General features: G+C 69.3%; 22 protein-coding genes. 6 read left to right on the forward strand and 16 right to left on the reverse strand.

The genetic code is table 11. The annotated features are described in order from the left end of the window. Positions 1-15 precede the first annotated feature (15 nt). Genes ACOCEP_RS29395 through ACOCEP_RS29405 form a run of 3 tightly spaced genes read right to left on the reverse strand, consistent with a single transcriptional unit; the run spans position 16 to position 2,817 of the window. Complete coding sequence (locus ACOCEP_RS29395) at positions 16-672, reverse strand: response regulator (protein WP_482332319.1); 657 nt, start codon at positions 670-672, stop codon at positions 16-18. After that, on the reverse strand, positions 651-1,721 hold the full coding sequence (locus ACOCEP_RS29400; protein WP_482332320.1) for a histidine kinase: 1,071 nt from the start codon (positions 1,719-1,721) through the stop codon (positions 651-653). The genes ACOCEP_RS29395 and ACOCEP_RS29400 overlap by 22 nt, the downstream gene beginning before the upstream one ends. Then, positions 1,714-2,817, reverse strand: coding sequence for a sensor histidine kinase (locus ACOCEP_RS29405; RefSeq protein WP_482332321.1), 1,104 nt, complete (start codon positions 2,815-2,817; stop codon positions 1,714-1,716). Before ACOCEP_RS29405 ends, ACOCEP_RS29400 begins: the two co-directional genes overlap by 8 nt. 372 nt (positions 2,818-3,189) lie before the next feature. Here ACOCEP_RS29405 and ACOCEP_RS29410 point away from each other — a divergent pair, with 372 nt between their 5' ends. Then, positions 3,190-4,863 carry a choice-of-anchor A family protein gene (locus tag ACOCEP_RS29410; RefSeq protein ID WP_482332322.1) on the forward strand — a complete coding sequence of 558 codons (1,674 nt, stop codon included), beginning with the start codon at positions 3,190-3,192 and terminating at the stop codon, positions 4,861-4,863. On the opposite strand, the gene ACOCEP_RS29415 is transcribed toward ACOCEP_RS29410, so the two are convergent. From ACOCEP_RS29415 to ACOCEP_RS29430, 4 genes are all read right to left on the reverse strand, one after another. Further along, entirely contained in the window at positions 4,832-5,734 is a 903-nt protein-coding gene (locus tag ACOCEP_RS29415) for a DUF2268 domain-containing putative Zn-dependent protease (protein ID WP_482332323.1), read from the reverse strand. The genes ACOCEP_RS29410 and ACOCEP_RS29415 overlap by 32 nt on opposite strands. Positions 5,735-5,779: 45 nt before the next feature. Next, positions 5,780-7,165, reverse strand: a complete 1,386-nt coding sequence (locus ACOCEP_RS29420) for an alpha/beta fold hydrolase (RefSeq protein WP_482332324.1) — start codon at positions 7,163-7,165, stop codon at positions 5,780-5,782. A 299-nt stretch (positions 7,166-7,464) separates the two neighbouring features. Next, entirely contained in the window at positions 7,465-8,136 is a 672-nt protein-coding gene (locus tag ACOCEP_RS29425; RefSeq protein ID WP_482332325.1) for a GntR family transcriptional regulator, read from the reverse strand. Then, positions 8,133-9,566 (reverse strand): aldehyde dehydrogenase family protein, encoded by a 1,434-nt coding sequence (locus tag ACOCEP_RS29430; protein ID WP_482332326.1) that lies wholly within the window; start codon positions 9,564-9,566, stop codon positions 8,133-8,135. Before ACOCEP_RS29430 ends, ACOCEP_RS29425 begins: the two co-directional genes overlap by 4 nt. A 138-nt stretch (positions 9,567-9,704) precedes the next feature. On the opposite strand from ACOCEP_RS29430, the gene ACOCEP_RS29435 reads away from it, so the two are divergent. Further along, positions 9,705-11,150, forward strand: a complete 1,446-nt coding sequence (locus ACOCEP_RS29435; protein ID WP_482332328.1) for a GMC family oxidoreductase — start codon at positions 9,705-9,707, stop codon at positions 11,148-11,150. Here ACOCEP_RS29435 and ACOCEP_RS29440 read toward each other — a convergent pair. The 3 genes from ACOCEP_RS29440 to ACOCEP_RS29450 are packed head-to-tail and all read right to left on the reverse strand — an operon-like array spanning position 11,134 to position 14,123. Next, positions 11,134-12,057: an alpha/beta hydrolase gene (locus ACOCEP_RS29440; RefSeq protein WP_482332329.1), complete on the reverse strand. Its 924-nt coding sequence runs from the start codon at positions 12,055-12,057 to the stop codon at positions 11,134-11,136. The genes ACOCEP_RS29435 and ACOCEP_RS29440 overlap by 17 nt on opposite strands. Continuing rightward, positions 12,054-13,010, reverse strand: coding sequence for an aldo/keto reductase (locus tag ACOCEP_RS29445; RefSeq protein WP_482332330.1), 957 nt, complete (start codon positions 13,008-13,010; stop codon positions 12,054-12,056). The genes ACOCEP_RS29440 and ACOCEP_RS29445 overlap by 4 nt, the downstream gene beginning before the upstream one ends. Before the next feature lie 9 nt (positions 13,011-13,019). Then, a complete protein-coding gene (locus ACOCEP_RS29450) occupies positions 13,020-14,123 on the reverse strand; it encodes a zinc-binding dehydrogenase (protein WP_482332331.1) in 1,104 nt (367 codons plus the stop codon). Positions 14,124-14,173: 50 nt separating this feature from the next. On the opposite strand from ACOCEP_RS29450, the gene ACOCEP_RS29455 reads away from it, so the two are divergent. Beyond that, entirely contained in the window at positions 14,174-15,553 is a 1,380-nt protein-coding gene (locus ACOCEP_RS29455; RefSeq protein ID WP_482332332.1) for an amidohydrolase, read from the forward strand. Here the strand turns inward: ACOCEP_RS29455 and ACOCEP_RS29460 are convergent. After that, the gene (locus tag ACOCEP_RS29460) at positions 15,470-16,186 is read right to left on the reverse strand and encodes an SDR family NAD(P)-dependent oxidoreductase (RefSeq protein ID WP_482339843.1); all 717 of its coding nucleotides are present in this window, start codon (positions 16,184-16,186) and stop codon (positions 15,470-15,472) included. The genes ACOCEP_RS29455 and ACOCEP_RS29460 overlap by 84 nt on opposite strands. 69 nt (positions 16,187-16,255) lie before the next feature. On the opposite strand from ACOCEP_RS29460, the gene ACOCEP_RS29465 reads away from it, so the two are divergent. Further along, complete coding sequence (locus tag ACOCEP_RS29465; RefSeq protein ID WP_482332333.1) at positions 16,256-17,197, forward strand: aldo/keto reductase; 942 nt, start codon at positions 16,256-16,258, stop codon at positions 17,195-17,197. A gap of 351 nt (positions 17,198-17,548) precedes the next feature. On the opposite strand, the gene ACOCEP_RS29470 is transcribed toward ACOCEP_RS29465, so the two are convergent. Genes ACOCEP_RS29470 through ACOCEP_RS29490 form a run of 5 tightly spaced genes read right to left on the reverse strand, consistent with a single transcriptional unit; the run spans position 17,549 to position 23,455 of the window. After that, positions 17,549-18,247, reverse strand: a complete 699-nt coding sequence (locus ACOCEP_RS29470; protein ID WP_482339844.1) for an alpha/beta fold hydrolase — start codon at positions 18,245-18,247, stop codon at positions 17,549-17,551. Positions 18,248-18,277: 30 nt separating this feature from the next. Continuing rightward, positions 18,278-19,198: an ABC transporter permease gene (locus ACOCEP_RS29475; RefSeq protein WP_482332334.1), complete on the reverse strand. Its 921-nt coding sequence runs from the start codon at positions 19,196-19,198 to the stop codon at positions 18,278-18,280. Beyond that, positions 19,195-20,139: an ABC transporter permease gene (locus ACOCEP_RS29480; protein ID WP_125678541.1), complete on the reverse strand. Its 945-nt coding sequence runs from the start codon at positions 20,137-20,139 to the stop codon at positions 19,195-19,197. The genes ACOCEP_RS29475 and ACOCEP_RS29480 overlap by 4 nt, the downstream gene beginning before the upstream one ends. After that, entirely contained in the window at positions 20,136-21,716 is a 1,581-nt protein-coding gene (locus ACOCEP_RS29485) for an ABC transporter substrate-binding protein (protein WP_482332335.1), read from the reverse strand. Before ACOCEP_RS29485 ends, ACOCEP_RS29480 begins: the two co-directional genes overlap by 4 nt. Then, positions 21,713-23,455, reverse strand: coding sequence for a dipeptide ABC transporter ATP-binding protein (locus ACOCEP_RS29490; protein WP_482332336.1), 1,743 nt, complete (start codon positions 23,453-23,455; stop codon positions 21,713-21,715). The genes ACOCEP_RS29485 and ACOCEP_RS29490 overlap by 4 nt, the downstream gene beginning before the upstream one ends. A 234-nt stretch (positions 23,456-23,689) precedes the next feature. Between ACOCEP_RS29490 and ACOCEP_RS29495 the strand changes: the two genes are divergently transcribed. Continuing rightward, positions 23,690-24,676: a methyltransferase family protein gene (locus ACOCEP_RS29495; RefSeq protein ID WP_482332337.1), complete on the forward strand. Its 987-nt coding sequence runs from the start codon at positions 23,690-23,692 to the stop codon at positions 24,674-24,676. Beyond that, positions 24,673-25,608, forward strand: coding sequence for an alpha/beta hydrolase (locus tag ACOCEP_RS29500; RefSeq protein WP_482332338.1), 936 nt, complete (start codon positions 24,673-24,675; stop codon positions 25,606-25,608). Before ACOCEP_RS29495 ends, ACOCEP_RS29500 begins: the two co-directional genes overlap by 4 nt. The last annotated feature ends 21 nt before the right edge of the window (positions 25,609-25,629 follow it).

A 25,629-nucleotide genomic window follows, 5' to 3' on the forward strand; every position in this document is an offset into this window, starting at 1 on the left:
TCGCACCACAACCGGTCACAAATCGCTTACGCCGATCAGCCCGTCCTGGATCGCCCGCGCGACGAGCGCGGCCTTGGTCGGGGCGTCCCTGCCCATCTGCGCGTACTTGACCCGGATCCGCTCGAGATGCGAGTTGACCGTGTTCGGCGAGATCCCGAGCCGGTGCGCGACGAAATCCTTCGACTCGGACTGGAACCACTCGATGAGGACCTCGGTCTCCCGCGCGGAGAGGGCGGGGCGGCGCTCGGAGCGGTCCCCGGCCATCGCGCCCGCCAGCGACGGCGGCGTGTACGACCGGTCGGCCGCCGCCGCGCGCACGGCTTCGAGGATGTGTTCCGCGCCTTCGGATTTGGTGATGAAGCTGAGCGCGCCGAGTTCGAGACACTGCAGGACGGTCTCGTCGTCGGCTCGCATCGAGTAGACGACGACGCGACGGCCGGCCTCGGTGAGCCGCCGCAGATCGCCCATCGCCGGAGTCGTGCTGTTGAGGTGCAGGTCGAGGATGACGACGTCGGCTAACGCGCCTTCGCCGATCCACGCGGCCCGCACGTCTTCGCCCTCGGCCACGACGGTCACCGGCGGTGTGCCCGACGACAGCCAGTGCACGACCCCCGCCCGTACGGCCGGATGATCGTCGACGACCACCGCGGTCAATTCGGTCGCGAACGCCATTTCGCCTCCATCCACGATCGTTCTCCCAGTGCGTGCCATTCGACGTCGACGGCGCCCGATCCGTTCGCCGTCCGCCCGGGTTCACCGTCCGTGATCGCCGCGACGCGGATCTCGTCGTCGGTACGCAGGACGCTGACGCGTGCCTGTGTCCGTGCGGCGGCCAGCGCGGTCATCAGCGGACCGGTCAGTTCGCGGCGGACCGCGGTCGGGACGGGCGCCGCCTCGCCGCTGACCGCCAGCGTCACCGCCAAACCGCGCCGCTCGGCGATGTCGACGCAGGCCGAGACCTCGTGCAGCAGCGGGTCGGGAACGTCGTCGTTCTCCGCGAACAGCCGCCGCAGTTGCGTGGCGGCGAGCGCGCAGCGCTGCCGGACGGCGTCGTCACGCGGATCCAGGGTGCGGTCGGCCAGCCCGGCCAGCAGCGGCAGGGTGGCGCCGAGTTGCCCGGCGAACCGGCTGCGCTGGTCGGCCTCCCGCTGCTGGGCGAGCGCTTTGCGGTGGGCCTGCCGGTCGCGTTCGGCCGAGGCCTCGGCGGCTTCGCCCGCCCGCCGGTTGACGACCCTGATCAGCGCCAGCGTCGCGGCCTGGAAGGTGAGCACGCTGAGCCCGGCGATCACCACGCTGCCGATCTCGCCTCGATCGGTGGGCACGGCGCCGATCTGCCGGACGAAGGTGAGCGTCATCTGCAGGACGAGCGCGGCCATCGCGACCGCGGGGCGGTCCAGCAGCAACACCAGCAGATGCCAGCCCGCGAGACCGGACGCCCAGTCCGAGTCGCCGAGGAGCCGGTCCGGGGGCAGGGTCCAGATGGCGACCGCGGACGCGGCGAGGACCACGACCGCCCCCGCGAGCGCGACGGCCAAGGGGACCGGCTTCCAGCGCAGCACCCACCACGCCGCGACGACGAGCACACCGGCGAGCGTGGCGAACGCGATCTTGCCGGGGGTGTCGTCCAGCCGGGTCAGGCTGAGCCCGAGCTGGATCGCCGCCGTCGCGAGCAGTACCGCGATCCGGCAGCCGCCGAGCACCCGGTCCGCGGTCTCATTCATGCGGCCACACCAGTTCCACCGTGGTCCCCGCGCCGGGCGCGGAGGTCACCTCGGCCCGTCCGCCCGCCGCGGCCATGCGTTCGACGAGCGAACCCCGGACACCTCGCCGCTGGGCCGGGGTCTTCGCCGGGTCGAAACCGCGGCCTTCGTCCCGGACGGTCACGCGGACCCCGTCTTCCACCGTCAGGATGGCCTCGCCGACACCCGCGTGGCGGTCGACGTTCACCAGCGCCTCGCGCACCGCGCGGACCATCGCGAGCGCCGCGGACGCCGGGATCGGCGCCACCGGAGACCAGCGTGCCTCGACCTTCACCGGGCTCTGCGCGAGCACGCCGCGCAGTGACGTCTCGAGATCGACGACGCTGCCGGGACCCGATTCGCCGGTGAGGATCGCGAGATCGCGGCGGGCATAGCCGGCGACCTCGGACGGCTCGGTCGTTTCGCCGCGCTGGGCCACCGTGAGAAAGGTGGCCGCGGCCGTGTCGTGCAGGACGGCCAGATACTCGCGTTCCTGCAGGCGTCGTTGCACGGCGAGGGATTCCTCGCGGGTCAGCCGGGCCTGGCGCTCGCGCAGATCATCGATCCGGCGGGTGGTCCGTGACAGCAGCAGGAAGGCGACCCGGGCGAGGGTGGCTTCGATGAGCACCCGCACCACCACCCACAAACCGTCCTCGAATCCGAGCGGTACCACCTCGATCGCCAGCAGGCAGGCGATGGCGGGCACGGTGATCTTCGGCGGCCATTCCCATTGGAGGGTGATCGCGGTGATGGTGAGGACGTTGAGCGCCCACTGGTTCAGCTCGGCCGCTTCGGGCGCGGTCAGGAACTGGGTGCCGCAGATCGCCGCCGCGCGCACCAGTGTCAGCGCGAACGCCAGCGGCCTGCCCCGGCCCGTCTTCCCCACGAGGTACTCGGCCACGGCGGTGACCAGGGCCAGCGTGAGCAGACCGAACGAGAGAGGGAGCGCCCCGGACGGCGTGGCGAGCACCCCGAAAACGCTGATCACCAGCAGCCCGACACCCCTGGCCGGGCCGGCGAACCGGCCGACCACCCGGGAGAACTCCGCTTCGACGGAGGTCTCACGATCGGATGGCACGGCAGCAGTCAAGCAGATGCCTCGGGCGCGCAGGTCCGGTACCCGTCAGGTCAGGGATTCGTTCCCGCCCACCGACGACCGTGGAAACGGCCAGGATTCGCCCAGAAGACGAGAAAAGGAACGGCCCGCGGCACGATCGAAACGAAGACCATCTCGTTTGTCGTCTCACTCGCGGATAACACCGAACCGGTGCGCCTGTGGCGAACCTCCCACCGTCGGCCAAGAATCCGGGGATTTCGCGTTCCACCTGGAATTTCCTTGTCTGGACAACACGGGAAGGCCACGAATGGGTGGGTCACCCGCCTCGCCCGGTCGGGGGTATTTCCCGATTCCGATTGTGTTCGAACGGTCGAGGGGCACAAGAATCGCCGCATGCGTGCAAGGCGATTCGCGTCTCTATCGGCCGGTGCCGCCGCCGCGGTGTGCGTGGCGGCGCTCGTGGTCACCGACGGCGCGGTCGCCGCCCCGTTGCCGGGCGGTCTGGGGCCGTGCGTCGGACCGGCCTGTCCCGGCAAGTACCCGCCGGTGAACAACAAGGACTACGCGGGCCGGGACAACGGCATCAACGTCTATGTCGGCGGCGAATTCCAGGTACGGGAGGCCGCCGCGGAAGCCGAAGGACGGGTGGTCGTCCTCGGTGATTTCGACATGGCGAAACGAGCGGGCGCGTCGTCCGTCTACAACGTCGGCATCGCCGGTGTCGGGTCTCGCGTCCCGCCACCGGACGGCGCCGACTTCCTCACCACCGGGGGGAACGTCAGTGTCGCGGCGGACCAGCGGCTGCTCGCCGACGGCGGCGTCGTCCGGCACGCGGGGACCGTCACCGGGACGGTGACCGGCAAGCTCGAAAAGGACCCCGACGCGGCGAAACCCTATGTGGGCCTGCGCGAGGATCTTCGCGTCGCCAGCAAGTGCTACGCGCGGGAAGGCACCACGCCGCGCCCGGCCACCGGCACGGCGGCCAACCAGGGATACCGCACGCTGTTCACCGGGGACGGGAAGTCCGCGCTGCAGGTGTTCACTGTGGACTTCGACCTGACCGGCGCCACCGGCGGGATGCAGGGAATCGAGTTCGAGGGCATTCCGGCCGGGGCGACGATCCTGGTCAACATGGTGGGAGCCAACCGGACCATCAACACCTACACCGGCGACCTCAACGACCAGGACCCGCTGAACAAGCTGCGCGAGCGGCTGCTGTGGAACTTTCCGGACGCCACCGCGGTGAAGATCGCCGGAGGCGCCCAGTTCCAGGGGAGTGTGCTGATCGGTGAGCCGGGAAGCACCGCGACCGTGACCGCGTCCGGGATGAACGGCCGCTTCTTCACCACGGGCTCGCTGGTGCACAGCTCCGAGGCGACCGGCGGTGGCGGGCAGGAGTTCCACGCGTATCCGTTCGACGGCGACCTGCCCGAATGCGTCAGCACGCCGACCACCACGCCGAGCACGTCCACGTCCACGTCGTCTTCGTCGTCGTCTTCGACGAGCCCGACGAGCAGTTCGCCGACGAGCAGCAGCTCGACCACCACGAGCAGCGGCACCACTACCAGCAGCACCACTACGAGCAGCCCGACTTCGACCACGTCCACGTCGACCAGCCCCACCTCGACCACGACCACGTCGGTCACTTCCACGTCGACGGCGCCGACGTCTTCGAGCCGGCCGAGCAGCTCCAGCAGCGCGACGTCTTCGAGTCAGTCGAGCAGCAGTTCCAGTGCGACCTCGTCGAGCTCGACGAGTAGCTCCTCCAGCAGCGCGACCTCGTCGAGCCAGCCGAGCAGCAGCGCCCCGTCGTCCTCCAGCGCGAGCAGTACCTCGCCGACCACCAGCAGCAGTACGTCGACCACGACTCCCGGCCCCGGGGTCACGGTGACCACCACCCCCGGACAGCCCGGCGGGACCGCACCGGGCGGCGGCCCGTCCGACAGCGGCCCGTTGGCCTCGACCGGCAGCGAGGTCCGGGGTCTGCTGGTTTCCGGCCTGTTCCTGCTGCTCGTCGGTGGCGCGCTGGTGGCGCTCACGATCCGGTCGAGGCGCCGCGAGTCCTGAGGGCGGTGTCGATGACGTCGCGGCGGTCCACCAGCAGGGCCTCCGCGGCGGTCCGGCCGGTCGCGGCGAGGTAGGCGTCGACGAGCCGGTTGCCGACCGCGTACCCGGCGCCGGTCGGCAGGCCGACGGGAGTGCCGCCGTAGCGGGCGGCCGTCTCGTCGCCGTGCACCCAGGCCGCGAAGTTCTGCATGCCGGTGATCTCCAGCCCGGAGACGACCTTCGCGAACACGGCGTCGTCGTGCAGATGCGGCACGCCGATGCGGGCGTAGCCGAGTTCGTCGCCGTACAACTGGCGGGCGAACGCGTCGGCCAGGCCCTCGGACACGATTTGCTCGCCGACGGTGACGGTCGCCGGATCCCAGATCACCCCTCCGGGGCTGTAGCGCAGGTTGTGGTTCAGTTCGTGGACCGCGGTGGCCTCCAGCCGCGCCAGATTCTCCGGATACGGCCAGAAGTTGAGGTAGATGTAGCCGGACACGCTGCCGTTGGCCGTCATCCCCAGGTTCGGGCCCATGAAGTGCTCGTCGCCGGGATCACCCAGCACGGTGAGCACGGTGATGTCCGGGACCGTCAGCCCGGGCGTCGCGGCGAGCTGTGTGGTGACGGCGTCGTCGAGCGCCCGCCGGATCCGGTTCCAGGCGTCTGCTTCATGGAGGGCTTCGAGCGCCTCCAGGCAGCGTTCCTCGTCGCGGTCGAGCGGGAATCCGGACCCCATCGCGTGCATCGCGACGAGATCCACCTCGCCGGGGAAGTAGCGGTACATCCCGGCGGCGGGTTCGACCATCGCCTTGAGTATCGCGGCGCGGTCCGCTCGTGGCGCGCGCAGGATCGCTCGCATCGCGGGGTAGGTGTCGAGAACGGTGATCGTCATGGGAGCGACGGTAAAGGCTCCAGTGGGTGGAGACTCAAGGCCCGCTCATCTGGCGAGGAACGACGCCACCGCCTTCCGCCCGGCCTCGCCCGGCTCCCGGTTCTGAATGGAATGCGCCGCGCCTTCGACGATCACGACCTCGCCCCGCGGCGCGGCTTTCGCCTCCGCGTACGCCCACTCCAACGGGGTCGACAGGTCGTGGTCGCCGTTGAGCAGCAACACCGGGACGTCCGGAAGTTTCCCGCCGGGGTTCGAGTTCGGAGGGACGACGGGCCACGACAGGCACGTCCGGACGAACCCGACGCCGGTCGCGACGGCCGGGCTGAACGGCCACGTGTCCCGCGCGGTCAGCCGCTTCTCGGTCACCTGCAGCAGCGGCTCGCGGACGAAACCCGGGGTTCCGGCGTCACCCCAAGGAAAACGCATGTCCGCGCACAGTGTCGCCGCGTGCAGGCCCGAGCTGAACGACGTGAGCGGGTCGCCGCCGGCCGCGAGATTCCGCAGCAGTGAATCGAGTTTCGCGGTGTCCCCGCCGCGTGCGGACCGCAGCGCGGTGATCAGATCCGTGCCCAGCGCCGACGGGTCCCGATAGCTCGGGTCGACGAATTCGTAGGTGACGATCATGTCGAACAGCGCGACACCGGCCGCGGCGTCCCGGTTCCGGACCAGCCATGCGAGGTCCTCCGCCGGGTCGGAGCCGCAGGCCGGTGGCTTGGCGCAGGCGTCACGCAGGACGCGCGCGGTCGCCTTCAGCGCCTCGAGGTACAGCGATTGGTCGGCCGTCGCGTGGTGGGGAAGCACCGAATCGAGGATCAGCTTCGAGACGTTGCGAGGATGCGCGATGGCGTACCGCGCCGCGGTGAACGAACCGTAGGAAACCCCGTCCACCACCATTTTCGGCACGCCCAGTGCCCGGCGAAGCAGATCGAGGTCGGCGACCGTCGCGTCACTGCCGTAGAACTCGGCCTTGTCGCCGAGAATCGCGGCACAGCGCGTGACCGCTTCACGAGTCGGCGGCTCGATGTCGGAGCTGCCCACCTGGGCTTGCAGGTCCGGGCAGTCGAGGGCGTTCGCGCCGGTGCCCCGTTGGTCGATCATCACCAGCCGGTGGTCGGCGAACACTTCCGGCATCCGGTCGAGGAGCTTGGTACTGAACGGGACGCCGGGCTGTCCCGGCCCGCCGGTGAGGAACAGCAGCACCCCCTTGGCCGCGTTCGCGTTGTCCGCGGTGGCGACCTGGAGCTTGAGCGTGCCCGGTGTCCGGCCGCGGTGGTCGAGCGGCACGGTCAGCGTCGAACAGGTGAACCGCGCGTCGTGCGCGCAGGTGTGCGCGTCGCGCAGCCGAGGTCCCGCGGTCGAAGCGGCGGCCGGCCCGGCGAGCCCGGCGGTACACGCGAGGACGGCGGCGAGAACGAGCGTCTTCGATCGCATGGACCGATTCTGACCAGGCGGGCCGTGCGCCGCGCGGGTTTCGCGGAAGTTGGTCCGGTCGGCGGACCCCGAGCCTGACCAGGAGAATCCCGGATACCGCCCCTCTCCAGCGGCGTGATCATGGTGTGACGGAGACCGTCCGGCCCGGTTTCCCGGCCGGTTCGGTCTGGGCTGGGGCGGTGGTGTCGCGAAAGCCACTTTCGGGACATCAGACGTCCCGAAAGTGGCTTTCGCGACACGGTTATGGCGGTGGGGCGGGGGCCGCGTGACCAATCGGGGCGGCACCGAGCGGGCCCGGCCTAAGGATGCCGCCAGGCGAGGAACGTCTCCAAAGTGGTCAGCCGATGCTCCCGCACGGCCAGTTCGATCTCCCCGGCCGGCGCGTTCCGGTCGAACAGGTCGAGGATCTTCTGGTGCTCCTGCACGGATTCGTGCGCGCGTCCGGGGACGAAGCTGAACGTCGAGGTGCGCAATCCGGCCAGCCGGTTCCAGCCGCGGTTGACCAGATCGAGCACCTGCGGGTTGGGGCAGGTGCCGAACAGCACGCGGTGGAAGTCCCGGTTCAGCGCGGTGAACCGGGACGGCTCGAAGTTGTCGAGGCACGCGGTCAGCTCCGCGTTGAGTCCCTTGGCCTCGTCGAGCGCCTCGCCGGGCAGGGACGGTGCCGCCAGCGCGGCGGCGTAGCCCTCGACCAGCGCGAGCGTCTGCATGGTGTGCTGGTAGTCGCTCTCGTCGGCCATCGCGACCTGCGCGCCGATGTTGTGCTCGTAGGTCACCAGGCCCTCGGCCTCCAGCCGCCGGACCGCCTCGCGCACGGGCACGGTACTGACCCCGAGTTCCTGGGCGATCTGCCCGAACACGAGGCGGTAACCGGGGGAGAAGGTGCCGTCGTCGATCCTCGCCTTGATCCAGTGGTAGGCGATCTGCGACTTGCTCATCGCGGTCGAGTTGACCGCGTCACCCGTGGTCACGAGTAGTGCAGCCAGACGGATTTGGTCTCGGTGTACGCGTCGATCGCCCACGGACCCATCTCACGGCCCCAGCCCGACGCCTTGTACCCGCCCCACGGCGCGGCCATGTCGGGGATCGGCGGCATGTTGACGAACACGGCGCCCGCGCGGATACCGTTGGCGAACCGCTGCGCGACGCCCAGGTCGCGAGTCCACACGGTGGCCGCGAGCCCGTATTCGGTGTCGTTCGCCCGTGCCAGCAACTCGTCCGGATCGTCGTAGGCGGTCACGGCGAGGACCGGGCCGAAGATCTCCTCGCGCATGATCGTCATGTCGTCGGCCACGCCGGCGAACAGCGTCGGAGTGTAGAAGTAACCGTCGCGGTCGACGGGTTTGCCGCCGGTGACCAGCTCCGCGCCCTGCTCGCTGCCGGTGGAGACGAGGAAGTCCACGTGCTCGCGATGCTTGGCGGACACGAGGGGCCCGAGCTGCGTCGACTCGTCCAGCCCCGGACCGACCTTGAGACCTTCGAGCCCGGCGGCGAGCTTCGCGACGAACTCCTGTTCCCGCTTGCGGTCCACGAAGAACCGGGTGTACGCGGCACAGACCTGGCCGCTGTTCAGCGTCGCTCCCGCGAGGTTGCCGGCGACGGCGGCGTCGATGTCGGCGTCGCCCGAGATGATGCTGGGCGCCTTGCCGCCGAGTTCGAGGGTGAGGCGTTTGAGATTGGACTCCGCGCTGGCCGCCGTGATCAGCTTCCCGACCGCGGTGGATCCGGTGTAGGACAGGTGATCGACGTCGTCGTGCCTGCTCAGCAGCGCCCCCACGGCGCCGTCGCCGGTGACCAGGTTGACCACCCCGGGCGGGAATCCGGCCTGTTCCACCAGTTCGACCAGCCGGACGCTGGTCAGCGGGGTGACCTCGCTGGGCTTGATCACCACGGTGTTGCCGGTGGCCAGTGCGGGCGCGAGCTTCCACACCAGGATCATCAGCGGGAAGTTCCACGGCGTGATCAGCGCGTTCACCCCGACCGGCTCGCGGCGGGTGTAGTGCAACGTGTCCGGGAAGGACACCGGGTTGGTGGTGCCCTGGATCTTGGTGACCCAGCCCGCGAAGTACCGCAGGTGCTCGGCCGCGCCGGTGACGCTGACCTGACGGGAGATCCCGATCGGCTGACCCTGGTCGCGGGTTTCGAGCGCGGCCAGCTCCTCGTGGTGCTCTTCGACCAGCGACGCCAGCTTGAACAGCAGCGCCGCCCGCTGGACCGGCAGCAGTCCCGCCCAGGCGGGGTCGTTCAGTGCCTTCCGTGCGGCACCGACGGCGGCGTCGACGTCGGCGGCCGACGCGGTGCCGACCTCCTCGATCACCTGGCCGGTGGCCGGATCGTACGTCGGCAGGGACCCGCCTCCCGCGGCGGTCCACTGTCCGTCGATGAACAGGCGTGTGGCCATGGCTAGCTCCTCCTCGACCGGTGTGTGATCGAGTATCGGGCGCCGTGAGGGCTCCGGTCTTGCCCGCCAGGGCACGCCGATTGTCGGCCAGCGAACCGAATCCGCCGGACGCCGTCGCGCCTTGCGAGGGTGGTGGACATGGACGTCATCGTGGTGGGAGCGGGTTCGGCCGGTTCGGTGGTCGCCAGGAGACTGGCCGACTCCGGGGCGTGGGTCACCCTGCTCGAAGCGGGCGGGCCGGACACGAATCCGGCCATTCACGACCCTTCGCGGGCCGGTGAGCTGTGGCACGGGCCGGAGGATTGGGACTACTACACCGTGCCGCAGCCGCACGCGGCGAACCGGCGGCTGCATCTGCCGCGCGGCAAGGTGCTCGGCGGGTCGCATTCGCTCAACGCGATGATCTGGGTGCGCGGCGCCCCGGCCGACTACGACGGCTGGGACCTGCCCGGCTGGCGCTGGGACGACGTACGCCCGGTGTTCGAACGGATCGAGAAGGATCTGCTCGACGTCGTGCCGAACGAGCCGCTGCACCCGATCCAGAAGTCCATTGTGGACGCTGCGGTGGAGATCGGGCTGCCGTTCAACCCGGACTACAACGGCGACGAACTCGACGGCGTGTCCGTGCAGCGGGTCACGACCCGCGACGGCAAACGCCTCAACACCTGGCTCGCCTACGGACAGCCCGCCGCCGAACGGATGACCGTCCACACGGGAGCACTGGTCCACCGGCTGCTGTTCGAGGGCGACAAGGTGACCGGTGTCCTGGCCGAGGTCGACGGCGAACTGCGCAAGGTCTTCGCCGACGAGGTCGTGCTCGCCGCCGGCGCGCTGGCGTCCCCGGCGATCCTGCTGCGCAGCGGCGTCGGCCCGGTCGACGAGCTGGAGGTGCACGGCATCGACGTCGTCGCGGAACTGCCGGGCGTCGGGAAGAACCTGCACGACCATCTGCTCTCGCCGGTCATCTTCGCGACCGATCGCCGCCAGGTCGATCCACCCGCACCCGGCCGATCGGTCACCCAGACCCACCTGTTCTGGCGCAGCCGCCCCGGCCTGCCGGTGCCCGACACCCAGCCGATCCACTTCAGTGTGCCGATGTACGAGGAGTGGATGACCGGCCCGGAGACCGGGTTCTCGCTGATGGCGGGCATGGTCACGCCGCGCAGCCGGGGCAGCCTGCGGCTTTCGGGGCCGAGCCCGCTCGACGAACCGCTGATCGATCTCGCCGCGCTGGAGGATCCAGCCGACTTCGAGAGCCTGGTCGCGTCGGTCGAGCAGTGCCGGGAGATCGGCCGCGCGTCCGCGCTGGCCGAAGAGTGGGGTGCCCGTGAGCTGTATCCGGGGCCGGAGGCCGATGTCCGCGAGTACGTCCGCCGGACCGCGATCACCTACCACCACCAGGTCGGGACCTGCCGGATGGGCACCGACGCGGACTCGGTGGTTGACCCGAAGCTGGCCGTGCACGGGCTGAGCGGGCTCCGGATCGCCGACGCGTCGGTGCTGCCGCGGGTGACCACGGGCAACACCAACGCGCCGGCGGTACTGGTCGGCGAACAGGCCGCCAGGTTCATGCTCGGCCGATAGTGCGGCGCAGCCAGGAGGCCCGGGCGGCGAGCGCGGCCCGGGTCACCTCGCTGTCCGGGGCGATCCGGTCGAAACCGTGGTACGCGCCCGCCCAGACGTGCAGTTCGGTGGGCACCCCTGACCGCCAGAGCCGCCGCGCGTAGTCGACGTCCTCGTCGCGGAAGATCTCGGCCGCGCCGACCTCGATGAACGCGGGCGGGAGCCCGGTGAGATCTTCCGCGGTGGCGGGGACCGCGTATGGCGATGTCTGTCCTTTGAGGAGTGAACGCCAGCCGAACTCGTTGGCCTCGCGTCCCCACACGCCGCGTTCCGCGAATTCCACTGTGGACGCCGAGTCGTTGCGGCTGTCGATCATCGGGCACAGCAGAAGCTGCCCGGCCAGCGCCGGGCCGCCGCGGTCCCTGGCGAGCAGGGCGATTCCGGCGCTGAGTCCGCCTCCCGCGCTGCCACCGCCGACGATCAGCCGCGCCGGATCGAAGCCGAGTTCGTTCGCGTGCTCGACCATCCAGGTCAGGCCCGCGTAGCAGTCTTCGATCGGCGCCGGATGCGGATGCTCGGGGGAGAGCCGGTAGTCCACGGTCACCGCGACGAAGCCGAATTCCTCGACCAGCGCGACCATCCGGGGCAGGTCGGCGAACCGGTCGTCCAGCACCATCCCGCCGCCGTGGATGTTGTAGAACCCCGGCGCGTTCCTGGTCTCGCGCGGCTTGACGACCGTGACGACCACGTCGGTGCCGGGCACCTCGCGATCTTCCCAGACGAGATCCCGGTCGCCGATCGCCTCGGCGCAGGTCAGGTTCCCGTCGGCCATCGCCCGCCGGATCTCCGCCAGGGATCCGGCGCCCAGTGCCGGCCCGGAGGGCAGTCCGGTCAAGGCTTCGGCGAGCTCGGGATCGAAGTCCGTCACGGTCCCTCCGGATCGACGACGCCCCGGTCCGCCCAGTACGGCTCGACGAGCTCGCGGAGCCGTTCCGCGCCCACGCGCTCGACGAGTTCGACCGCGCCCAGGTTGTCCTTGAGCTGCTGGGTGCTCGTCGCACCGAAGAGGGTGGTCGTGTTGGCCGGGTGGGTGAGGGTGAACGCGAGACACAGCTGCGCCGGTGTCGCGTCCAGCTCGGCCGCGATCTTCGCCAGCGCCGGGGCGGAGGCGGCGATGCGCTCGCGGATGTCGCCGGGGTCGCGGCCGACCTGGCGCGCGCCGCTGTTCTTGCCCAGCAGGATCCCGCCCTCGAAGATGTCCGAAGACTGGAGCGTGACGCCGAGCTCGCCGAAGACCTTCGCGAACGGTTCACCGTCCGGAATGGACCGTCGCGCGACGCTGTACTTCAGCTGCGCGATCGCGGGACCGGGCACGTTCTCGGCCGCGGCGAAATCGTGCAGGGCCCGGATCGCGGTGGCGGACCAGTTGTTGACGCCCCAGTGCCGGATGAGCCCGGCCTCGCGGAGCTCGTTCAGATCCAGCACGAGCCGGTGCAGGTCGGTGTCGTCGCGCCGGAGATCGCCCAGTACCACGAGATCCGCGTGTTCGACGCCCGCGCGGAACAACGCGTTGTCCAGCTGGTCGCGGAGGTTGTGCTCCGGGTAGCCCTCCAGCCAGAGCTTGGCCGAAAGCAGGTAGTCCTCGCGGCGGAGGCCGGCGGCGCGGACCATCGCGGAGAACAGCACGTCGGTGAAGACCGGTGTGGCGCCGGGGAAGCCGTACACGCCGACGTCGAAGAGCGTGATGCCGGAATCGACCGCCGTGCGGACGAGGTCGACCGCCTCGCGGAAGTCCATCCGGTCGTAGGTGTGCCAGGAGCCGAGCGAGAGGACGCCGGTGAGCGGGCCGTCGCGGCCGATGCGACGCTGGGGGATGGTCATTCAGGTCTCCTAGGGGAGGCGGGGATCGATGACGGCTTTGAGTTCGCCGAGCCGCGACATCGACTCGACACGTTGGGAGGCTTCGGAAAGACCGACCGGTTCGCTGAACAGTTCGTCCCACGGCAGCCGATCGGCGAAGGTGCGGAAGAAGTCCACCGAGCGGTGGTAGTCTGCGATGTCGCCGTTGAGCGAACCGACGACCGTGAGTTCCTTGCCCATCACCGTGCCCAGCGCCACGGGGGAGGGCACGGGGCCGGTGGAGCCGACGATCGCGATCGTGCCGCGCTGGGCGGCGAAGGCGACGGCCTCCTCGCCGATGGTCGGCCCGCCCGCGAAGTCGAAGACGTGATCGGCGCCCCGGCCGTCGGTGAGTTCCTTGACCCGTTCGATGCGGTCTTCGACGGTGCCGTCGACCGGGATCGTCGCCGTCGCCCCGAAATTCTCGGCGGTCTTCAACCGGTCGCCGGGCCCGCCGATGGTGATCACGTCGCCTGCGCCGGAGATCCGCGCGACCGCGGTGGCGAACACGCCCAGCGCGCCCGCGCCCTGGACCACGACCGTCGCACCGGGACGGATCCCGCCCGAACGCGAGACGGCGCGCAGGACGGTTTTGCCCGCACAGCCCGACATCGACGCCCAGGTGTCCTTGACGTCGCCGGGAAGCAGGAGTTTGGCCGCACCGGGAGTCACGTAGCAGTACCGCACGAGCCCGCCGGTGGCGTACGGGAAGACGTCGGAGCGCTGGAGGAATCCGTAGCCGCGCTTCTCGCAGGCGACCGGTTCGCGCAAGATCGTGCAGCCGTAACACTTTCCGCAGGTCGACTCGGACCAGCCGATGCGGTCGCCCTCGGCGATCTCACGGCCGAGGGTGTCGGTGGTACCTGGTCCGACGGCCACCACCTCGCCGACCATTTCGTGTCCCAGCACCATCGGGAGCATGCCGGGGAAGGTCATCTGGCCGGACCAGAGGTGCACGTCGGTGCCGCACAGCGTGGTGCAGGTGATCCGGACCAGCGCGGCACCCGGTTCCGGCACCTCGGGCAGCGGTAGTTCCCGCAAGGTGAGCGCGGAGCCGTGTTCGGTGAGCACCGCCGCTTCGGTTCTGTTGACCATCTTTTTAGTCTACAGTCGTAGGAGAAAAAGTCCAGATCCTGGAGGAAACCATGCCGTCGCAACGTATTCGTCCCGCTTCGCTCGTGGTTCGCGGCGGTCCTGTGCTCACCTTCGACCCGGCGGGCACCGTCGTGCGGGCGATGGCCGTGCGAGGAGACCGGATCGTCGCCCTCGGTGACGTCGCGCTGGACCACATCGGCCCGGACACCGAGGTGATCGATCTCGCGGGGAGAACCGTTCTGCCCGGGATCAACGATGCGCACCTGCACGCGACCTGGCTCGGCGCACGGTGGCCGGACACGCTCATCGGCGGTTCCGGATTCACCGGCGGAGAAGAGAAAACGGTGCGGACCGCGGCCGAACGGCGGGCCGCCATCCTGCGCGCGGGCGAGCTGTGCGCGTCACTGGGAATCACGAGCTACACCGAACCCGGTCTGGGTCCCGGCGAGACGGGCTGTTTCGGCGCCGAAGTGCTGGAGGAGTACGCGGCGCTGGCCGAGGAAGGCTTGCTGCGCGCGAGGGTGACCGCGCTGCGGTTGTTCGGCCTGCTCGACGGTGCCAGTTCACTGGCGGATTTCCAGCGAGGATTGGCGACCCCGGCTCCGTCCGCTGATCCGTTGTGGCTCACCGTGCCCGGCGTGAAAATCTTCGCCGACGGCATCCCGCCGATGCGATCCGCGTGGACACATCATTGCTACGCCGACGGTTCGCACGGCGCGCTCCTCGTCGACGGCGACGACGATCCGGGCCGCGCGGGCAACCTGGCCGCGATGATCCGGCTCGCCCATGACGCTGGGATGACGGTCGCCGTGCACGCCACGGGGGATCGCAGCATCGAAGCCGCGCTCGGATCGCTTCGCCGCGGGGACCACCTGGTGCACGGCGATCTGGTGACGCCGGATCAGCTGGCACGGATGGCGTCGACGGGTGTCGGACTGACCACGCAGCCCGCGATCGCGGTGGAGATGCGGGGAATGCTGACGGACGCGCTCGGTGCCGAGGTCGGCGCCCGCGCCTGGCCGCTGGCGGAAATGCTCGCGTCGGGTGTTCCGTTGACCTTGAGCAGCGACGCGCCGGTGGTGACCCCCGACTGGCGGGTGCACATCGCGGCGGCCGCGCGGATGCTGAAAGCGTCCGAAGTGGACCCCGTGTTGATGACCCGGCTGTTGCGCTGCTACACGGTCGCGGCCGCCGAACAGGACGGCGCGGCGGACTGGAAGGGATCGCTGACCGTCGGCCGTGTCGCAGACTTCTTTGTGCTGGCGGCGAATCCGCTCGAGGTCGCGTTCGCGGACCTGCCGGACGTCGATGTGGAACTCACCGTGTCCGGCGGCCGCGTCGTGTACTCAGGTGAGCAGTTGCCCGCCGTCGACCTGGAGGCTCACCCCGGTGAGATGGCCGGCGTCGGCGGAGGCGAGGAACAGGACTGACGGCACCACGTCGGCGACGGAAGCGATGGTGCCCAAAGGGATCCTCGCTTCCCACGCCGCGCGGGCGGCGGTGTCCGAGGCGAAACCGGCGGTCATCGGAGTGAGTACCGGGCCCGGCGCGACGGCGTTGACGCGGATACCGTGCGGCGCCAGTTCGAGCGCGGCCGAGCGGGTGAGCGCCTCGACGGCGGCCTTGGTGGCCTCGTAGTGCCCGAGCCCCGGGGTCGGCTGGCGGGCGCCGATGGAGGTGATGTTGACGATGGCGCCCCGGGTGCCGGTTTCCAGCATGTGCGCGCCGACCGCGCGGGTCATCAGGAAGGTGCCGCGGAAGTTCACCCGCATGCACAGATCGAAGACGCCGATGTCCAGCCCCACCAACGGTCCGCCGCCGCCGGCGAGACCGGCGTTGTTGACCAGGACCTCGACCGGGCCGAACCGATCGGTGACGAGCGCGAGCGCCGCGTCGACCGATCCGGGGTCGGAGATGTCGAGTTCGACATGCTCCGCGCCGAGCTCGCCGGCCAGGTCGTGCGCCGCGCGGACGTCGACGTCGGCGATGACCACGCGGTCGCCCGCGGACTGGAACGCTTCGGCGACTCCGCGGCCGATGCCACTGGCACCGCCGGTCACCACTACGAGTCTCTTGTTCATTCTACGATCGTAGACTAAAACTTGTTTCCGTTGCCAGTGAAAGGAAATCTCGTGGACGAGAAACAGAACGGACTGGGCTTCGCCACTTCGGCGCTGAGCCTGGGATCCTGGAACACGTGGGACCGCATGGACTTCGACGACGCGGTACGCCTGATCCGGCACGCCGTCGATTCCGGCGTCACGCTGTTCGACGTGGCCCACTACGACATGGGGCCGCATGCCGAACAGTCGCGCACGGATCTCCTGTTCGGCGAGGCGGTCCGCGCCGCCGGAATCCAGCGTGACGAGTACCAGCTGTGCGGCAAACTCTGGCTGTGGGACTACCCGAACACCGGTTTCGCCCAGCAGCTCGCCACTTCGTTCGACCGCGTCGGTGTCGAGCGCGCCGAGGCCGTCGTGGTCGGCGACTACTTCGAGCGGCCCGACATTCCACGTATCGTCACCGAGGTGGCCGAACAGATCCGCCTCGGCCGCTTCGATGTCTGGGGCGTGAACAATTGGCGTGTCGCGGATCTCGACCTGGCGCTGGAATTCGCCGCGAGTGAAGGGCTTCCGGCGCCTCGTTTCGCCCAGTTGAAGTACAGCATCGCACGTCGATCGATGGCCGAAGGTTCCTTCTACGGCAAGCATTTTTCGGCTGGAACCTTGACGTTGCAGGCGTCGGACGTGTTCGAGGGCGGTGTGCTGCTCGGGAAGACCCCGTCACGGAAGATCGGGGCGGATCCGGGTGAGATCCGGGACTCGATCCGCGACGCCGCCGCGCGTGTCGCCACTGTCGCCGGGGACTTCGGGGCGAGCTCGTCGCAGCTGGCTCTCGCGTTCTGTCTCGCTTACGAGCCGGTGGCGAACGTGTTGTTCGGGGTGAGCCGGATGGCCCAGCTGGAGGACAACCTGGGTGCTGTCGCGTTGGCCGCTTCCCGCGGTGCCGAGGTGCGGGCGGCTCTGGAGGATCTCTGGCTGGACCGCTCGGTCGCCGCCGATGGGACGTTCTGATCTCCCGGTGGTGTCCCGAAAGCCACTTTTGCGACGTGCTCTGGGGAGCGTGGGCCAGGAAGGAATGCCATGAACGGTCCGTTCCTTGCGAAATTCGCCAGGAACGGACCGTTCATGGCGTCGGTCTTGTCTCGGGAAGCGTCGCGGGGGAGGGGAAGGGAGCGTCGCGGGGGAGGGGAAGGGAGCGTCGTGAGGGGAGACGTTGCGAAAGCCACTTTCGCAACCTTCAACGTTGCGAAAGTGGCTTTCGCAACGCGACGGGGCCGCCCGCGCCACGCTCCAGATGTCATGAAAGGGTCGTTCAGGACGAAAGATGTCCTGAACGACCCTTTCATGACACAAGCGCAATCCTCAGCCGAGGAAATCGAGCACGGCCGCCTTGAACTCCGCGCTCCGCAGGGCACCGCCGTGATCCCCGGGCACCCGCACCAGCGAGGAACCCGGCACCAGCTCCACCAATGTCTCGATGCCTTGGCTCACCGGATCCTCCACCCCCGCCACGAACCGGGTGGGCACGGACACCGCACCGAGAACCGGCGCGAAAGGCTCGGCCCGCAGATCCTCGATGCACCGCGCGAGCGCGGTGGGGTTCCGGCCCGGAGCGGTGATCATCTGCGCGATCATCCCGGTCAGCGGATCCGACGGAGCCTTACCGCCACCGGCGAAGGCCAGCGCGGCCGCCACATCGACGGCGCCGAACGGTTCGAACGGGCTCACCCCGGCGAGCACGAGCCGCCGCACCGGAGCCTGGACGGGCAGTTCCCAGGAAAGCCGCGCGCCCAGCGAATACCCGACGACGTCCACTTCGGACAGATCGGCGACGAGCCGCGACAGTTCGGCGGAGATCGCGGCGGCACCGAGCGAACCCGAGGGCGCCGGGCTGGAGCCGTGCGCGGGGAGGTCCGGTATCAGCACCTCGCGGCCAGCGGCGGTCAGCGCGGCCGGCCACCCGGTGGTGATCCAGTCGGTGTGCCCGTCGGAAGCGAAGCCGTGGACCAGCAGGACCGGCGGTCCCGAGACGGTTTCGGGAGCGAATCGGCGCACGGCCAGGGAAGTAGTGGCAGACAACGGGATCCTTTCTCAGCTGCCGGAGGGGCGGCGGGTGCGGAGGCGCTGCATCTCGCTCAGCGTCCGAGCGCGGGCGTCGACGGCGATCCGCAGCGACGATCCGACGAGGTTCAGCAGGAAGACGCACACCATGATCGTCACGCCGGGCGCGATCACCAGCCAGGGCGCCTGCACCAGGTACGACCGGCCTTCGGCGATCATGTTGCCCCAGGTCGGGGTCGGGGGAGCGATGCCGAGGCCGAGGAAGCTCATCGCCCCGTCGACCAGCATCGCCGCGGCGGACAGGATCACCACCTGCACCAGCGCGAGCGGCAGCACGTTCGGGAACACGTGCACGACGAGGATCTTCCACCGGCTCATCCCGGAGACCCGGGCGGCGCCGATGTAGGCACGGCCGGCGATGCCGAGCACGCGGCTGCGGATGACGCGGGCGGTGAACGGCGTGAAGATCACCGTCAGCGCGATCAGCTCGGTCCAGATGCTCGCGCCGAGCGAGATCGCCAGCGCCATCGCGAGGATGATCGCCGGGAACGACATCCAGGCGTCCATCACCCGCATCAGCACCGCGTCGGCCGCCCGGAAGAACCCGCTGATCAGCCCGATCGCCAGGCCGGTGAAGGCCGCGCACAGGGTGATCAGGGCGGACAGCCCGAGCGACGCCCGCCCGCCGGAGACCAGGCGGGCGAGCACGTCGCGGCCGAACGAGTCCGTGCCGAGGGGATGCGCGGCCGACGGCGGCAGCAGCCGGTTCACCGGGTCGGTCGCGCTGACACTCGGCAGGAAGAACGGCAGCACGATCACGGCCAGGACGATCACCGCCAGGATCGCCGTGGTGATCACCAGCATCCGGTTGCGCCGGAACACCCGGGCCGCGCGGCCGGACGCCGGCTTTTCGCGCGCCTGCGAAGTCTTTTCCACGAGAGCGACGCTCACGAGACACGCACCTTCGGGTCGAGCAGCGCGTACGACAGGTCGACCAGCAGGTTGACCAGTACGAACAGCACCGCGACGAACAGCGTCACACCTTGGATCAGCGGGAAGTCACGGGTGGACACCGCGCCCATCAGCAGATGGCCGAGCCCCGGCACGACGAAGATGGACTCGATGATCACGATCCCGCCGACCAGCATGGCGAAGTTGCTGCCCAGCTGGGTGATCAGCGGCATCAACGCGTTCGGCAGGACGTGTTTGGTCATGACCTGTCGTTCCGACAGGCCCTTGACCCGCGCGGTGCGCAGATACGCCAGCGGCAGCTCGCCGAGCAGGCTTTCCCGCAGGGTGAGCACGAACAACGCGGTCTGCCCGATGACCAGCACGGTCAGCGGAAGCACCAGTGCGGGCACCGCCGTCGCCGGATCGGTGAAGAGGTTCTCGTAGCCGCTGGAGGGGAACCAGCGCAGGGTCACCGAGAAGACGAGCACGAGCATCAGCGAGATCCAGAAGTCCGGCATCGCCATGCCGAGCGCGGAGAGCCGGTCCAGCGCCCGCGCCACCGGGTTGCGCGGCGACACCGCCTGCCACGAGGTGATCGCGACCGAGAGGAAGAAGCTGATCACCGTCGACAGCACGGCCAGCGTGAGCGTCGGCAGGATGTGGTCGGCGACCACGCCGAGCACCGGCGCGTGATAGGTGATCGACGTGCCGAAGTCGCCTTGCAGCACGTTCCCGGCCCAGCTGAAGTACTGCTCCCAGAGTGTCCCGTTCAGTCCCATGCTCTCCCGCAGGGCGTCCACATCGGACGGTCGCGCGGTCGGGCCGAGGATGGCCTGCGCCGGGTCGCCGGGGATCAGCCGGATGACGAAGAACATCATCGTCCCGACGATCACCAGGATGATGACCAGATCGCGCAGCCTGCGCAGCAGCAGACCGGTCATGACGCCAGCCAGGTGTTCCAGAAGACGCGGTAGAAATCGCCGTAGCCCTTGAGCTTGGGGGAGTAGGCGGCGTACAGCTTCGACTGGCTCAGGGTGATCACCGAAAGCTGCTTCCAGGTGAACGCCTGCAGCTTGTCCACCACCGCCTTCGCCTGCTCGGGGGTGGTCGAGGCGTTGAACTCCGCCATGAGCCCGTCCAGCTCGGGCGACGTCGAACCGTTCAGGGTGCCCAGGGTGAGCGCGGGCATCTGCGCGGGCGAGGTCAGCGCCGAGTCGAAGAACAGGGTGGTGATGTCCCAGCCGCCCGGCTCCTTGGTGAGCGTGCCGAGCATGGTGGCGAAGTCGAAGGTGTCGATCTTGGTGTTGATGCCGATCTTCGAGAGGCTGTCCTGGATCAGCACTGCCCATTTGCCGAACTCCGGGTACGAGTTCGTGGTGACGATGCGGATGGTCGCGCCGGCGGTGATCCCCGCCGCGGCCAGCAGCTGCTTGGCCTTCTCCGGGTCGTGCGCCTTGTAGACCTCTTCGCCCGCGGTGGAATAGAACTGCTTGTTGTCCGGCGAGGCGAAGGCGCCGGTCTCGACGGTGAGGTCCTTGCTGCCGCCGGTGGCCGCGTTGATCGCGGGCTTGTCCAGCAGGAGGTTCAGCGCCTCGCGGGCACGGGGGTCGGCGAACTTCGAACCGGTGTTGAAGTTCGGGATCACCACGTTGTCGTTGCCGCCGGGCAGGTTGTGCACGACCACGGCCGGGTTGTTGCGCAGGGGTTCGTACTGGTCGTTCGTGGGCATGATGTGGTCCCACTGGCCGGTCTGCAGGCCGTTGATCAGCGCGTCCTGGTCGGAGACCACCTTGTAGGTCACGGTGTCGAGGTACGCGTGCTTGGCGCCCGCCTGCCCGCCCCAGTCCTCTTCGGACCGGGACTTGTAGCCGGTGTACCGCTCCAGCACCAGTTCACGGCCGATATCCCAGCTCTTCAGCTTGTACGGTCCGGTCCCGATCGCCTTGTCCTGGGCGAACCCGGTCGGCGCGACACCGGTGAGGTTCTTCGCCTCGTAGATCTCCGTGCCCGCGCCGGCGAGTTCGTTGATCAGCGGATAGCGCGGCTGCTTGAGCTTGATGGTCACCGTCGCCGGGTCGGCCGGCGTGATCGCCTCGATGTCCGGCGTGACCAGCTGACCGGTGCGGTGCACCTGCTGCCACCGCTTCAGGCTCGCCACGACGTCCTCGGACGTCAGCGGGTTGCCGTCGTGGAAGGTGACGCCCTGGCGGAGCTTGAAGGTGTAGGTGAGCCTGTCCGGGCTGGTGGTGTAGTCCTCGACCAGCATGGGCCGGGCGGTGAACCCGCGGTCCACCTCGAACAGCTTCTCGTACATCATGTTGCCGATATGCGCGGTCACCTGGCCGGGATTGGCGACCATGTCGAGCGACTGCGGATCGGTCGGCACGGCGACGTTCAGGTTGCCGCCGGGCTTCGGTGGCCCGTCGGCCGCCCCGCCACCCGCTTGGCTTCCCATGCACGAGCTGAGCATCAGGACGGTCGCCAGGCCGAGCGCGGCCTTGGTCAGGGTTCGTCTCATGGGTTCCGCACTCCAATTTCGGGGTTCGCCGCGAGGAGACGGCGGGTGTACTCGTGCCGGGCGTGGAGCCGGATCTCGTCCGGTTCGCCGATTTCGATCAGCTCGCCCCGGTACATGACGCCGACCCGGTCGGCGACCGACAGCACGAGGCTGAGGTTGTGCGTGATGAACAGGAAGCTGAGCGCGCGGGTACGCCGAAGGTCGAGCAGCAGGTTCATCACCTGTCCCTGCACCGAGACGTCGAGCGCGGAGGTCGGCTCGTCGGCGACGATGAGGTCGGGTTCGGCCGCGATCGCGCGGGCGATCGAGACGCGCTGCCGTTGACCCCCGGAGAGCTGGGAAGGCAGCTTCTTCGCGGTGTCGGAGGGAAGCCCGACCTCGTCGATCAATTCGGTGACGCGGCGGTCGAGTTCCGCGCCGCGGAGGCCGGTGAGCTCCCGCAGCGGCTCGGCGATGATCCTGGCGGCGGTGTGCCGGGGATCGAGCGAGCTCTGCGGATCCTGGAAGATGAGCTGCGCGCGACGACGGAACGCGCGCTCGTCGCCTTCGAGACCGGACGGCGTGCACCGGTGCGCACCGAAGGCGATGCTGCCCGCGGTCGGCGGCTCCAGTGCGCTCACCAGCCGGCCGAGCGTGGTCTTGCCCGAACCGGATTCCCCGACCAGACCGAAGAACTCACCCGGTGCGATCTCCAGCGAGACGTCCTTGACCGCCTGCACCTCGGGCTCGCGGCTCAGCGAGAACCGGCCGCGTCGTCCGTACACTTTGGACACCGAATCGATGACGAGCGTGGTGCCCTCGCCGGTGGCTTCGGTCTGCGGACGGCTCAACGACCTGGTCTCGGTCGCGACGGCCGATTCGCCGTTCATCGCGGCTTGGAGCAGGGTCTCGGAGATGGTGGGGAAGCCGTCACGCCTGCTGACCCCGAGCTGCGGCACGCAGTCGAGCAACGCCTTGGTGTAGGGATGCTTCGGCGCGTGAAGAATGTCCTCTGTGGACCCGAGCTCGACCAGTTCGCCCCGGTACATCACCGCGATCCGGTCCGCCACCTGCGCGGCCACGCCCATGTCGTGCGTGATGAAGACGCACGCGGTGCCGTGGTCGCGGCGGACCCGGTCGAGCAGCGTGAGGATCTCCGCCTGGGTGGTCACGTCCAGCGCCGTGGTCGGCTCGTCGGCGATCAGCAGGCTCGGGTCGGCCATCAAGGCCAGCGCGATCATCACGCGCTGCTGCATCCCGCCCGACATCTGGTGCGGGTACAGGGAAAGCACGCGGTCGGTGTCGGTGAGGCCGACCTCCTTCAAAAGGCCTCGGGCCTTCGCCTCGGCCTCGCGGTGCAACGGCGTTCCCTTGCGCGCGGCCTGGCGCGGCAGGGAGCCGGGCTTCCGGTAGGCCTCGATCAGCTGTTTGCCGACCCGCTGGCTGGGATTGAGCGAATCCAGCGCCTCCTGGAAGATCATGCCGATCCGCGGGCCGCGGTACGCGCGCATCTCGTCGGCGGAAAGCCGGGTGACGTCCACGCCGTCGACGGCGATCCCGCCGCGCGTGAACACCGGCGCGACGAACTCCAGTAACCGGATGATCGACAAGGCCGTCACCGTTTTACCGCTACCGGATTCGCCGACCACGCAGAGTGTCCGGCCTTGGTCGAGATCGAACGAAAGTTCGCGGACCAGTTCGCGTTCGGTCTCGTCGGCGATGACGCCGACGGTGAGTTCTCGTAATTCGAGCAGGGTCATGAATCCCCTTTCCCGAGCCCGCCCGGAGCGGACCGCACTGCCGGGGAACGGACCTCCGGCGGGGGTAGTTCTACGCATGTTGACACTGGGGGAGTGTGCTGTCAATGGGTATATTCTACGAATGTAGGAAGTTGATATCCGGCGGGTTTTCCCTGGCAGTGGGCGAAAACTTGCACTGGATTCTTTTGTCTACACCTGTAGACTCTCGGCGGAAACGAGCTAAGGAGGGCACCCGTGAGCGGGTCGACCAAGACTGCCGGTCCCGAGCGGATCGTGGACATCGCCGTGGGCTACATGGCGGCCAAGCAACTCTTCGCGGCGAGCCGGACCGGCCTGTTCACCGCGCTCGCCGACGGACCGCTGACCGCCGCGGAACTGGCGGAGAAGACCGGCAAGCCGGCGAAGATCACCCGCATTCTCGGTGACGCCATGTCATCCCTCGGCCTGCTGTCCCGTGTGGACGGACGCTACGCGCTGGCCGAAGACGCCGCGGCGTACCTGGGCGGCGGAGATCTCGATCTGGCCCCGTTCCTGACGTTCCTGGACTCGATCAGCTATCCGCACTGGCTGCAGTTCGGCCACACGGCCGACACTGGCGAGCCGGGCAAGCTGGAGATGGACGACGCGCGCTGGGGCACGTTCATGGCGGGCGTCATGACGTACAACGCCCTCCACGCCAAGATGCTGGCCGGCGCCTACGATTTCGGCTCCCATCGAAAGGTGCTGGACCTCGGCGGCCTGTCGAGCGCGTTCGCGGTGGAAGCCATGAAGACCAACGACGGACTGCACACCACGTTCGTCTTCGATCCGGGTTTCACCGAGTCGGTCACCACCGCGGCGGCCGAAGCCGGGCTTGCCGACCGCACGACCGTCATCGGGGCGGAGACGCCCACCGCGCGTCCCGAGGGCGAGTTCGACCTGGTGATGGTCAACCACGTCGTCCACCGTTTCGACGCGAAGCAGAACGCGGAGATCCTGCGCAACGCCCGTGCCGCCGCCGCGCCGGGGGCGACGTTGCTGCTGCTCGACTTCTTCCTCGACGACGACGCCGTCCAGCGGCCGATCGACGCGCTGCACGCGGGGGAGTACCTGGTGATCGACGGGACGGTCGTCTACCCGGAGGCGGAGGTCCGGGAATGGCTCAGCGCGGCGGGCTGGCGGGTCACCGACCGGCTCGCGCTGCCGGGCAGCCCGCGGGTGCTCGTCGCGGAAGCGGTGTGACCGTGACCCTCGATCCCGCGGTCAAGGAACTGCTGGCGCGGAGCGCTCCGTCGGAGGCGCCGGCCGGACCGTTGACGGCTCCCGAGTTGCGAGCCGCATTCGCCGCTTCGTGGCGACGTCCTGAGTCGGTCGAGGAGGTCGCTTCGGTGACCGACCATGTCCTGCCTTCCGGTGTTCGGGTGCGGATCTATCTGCCGGAGGCCACGGCGCCGGTGCCCGCGTTCGTCTGGATCCACGGCGGGGGATGGACGATCGGCTCGATCGACGAGAACGAGGTCGCGTCGCGGGCGGTGTGCAACGCGGCCGGGGTCGCCGTCGTCGCGGTCGACTACCGGCTCGCGCCCGAGCACCCGTACCCGGCGGCCCCGGACGACTGCTACGCCGTCGTCGAGTGGCTCGCCGCGGGCGGTGCCGGTCCTTTGGTGGACGGCGCGCGGATCGCCATCGGCGGCGAAAGCGCGGGCGGCAACCTGTCGACGGTGGTCTCGATGATGTCCCGTGACCGTGGTGGTCCGTCGTTGGCCGCGCAGGTGCTGATCTGCCCGGTCTTCGGGCACCCGGACGACGGCTTCCGGTCCTATGTGGACTTCGCCGAGGGCTTCGGCATGACGGCGGGGGCGATGCGGTTCTTCTTCGAGCAGTACGTGTCGGATCCGGCGCAGCTGAACGACCCGTACCTGCTGCCGCTGCGTGCCGACGACCTGACCGGGCTTCCGCCGGCGCTGGTGCTCACGGCCGAGTACGACGTCCTTCGGGACGAAGGGGAGGAGTTCGCTCGGCGGCTGACCGACGCCGGGACCCAGGTGGAGATGACGCGCTACTCGGGCCAGATCCACGGCTTCTACGGGCTCTACACGGATCTTCCCGCTTCGCCGCGCTCGCACCGGCACGTGGCGAGCTTCCTGACCCGGACCTTCGCCCCCCGCGTTTAGTCCTCTAAATGCGCCTGTTCG

Source organism: Amycolatopsis sp. CA-211722 (genome assembly GCF_056828465.1).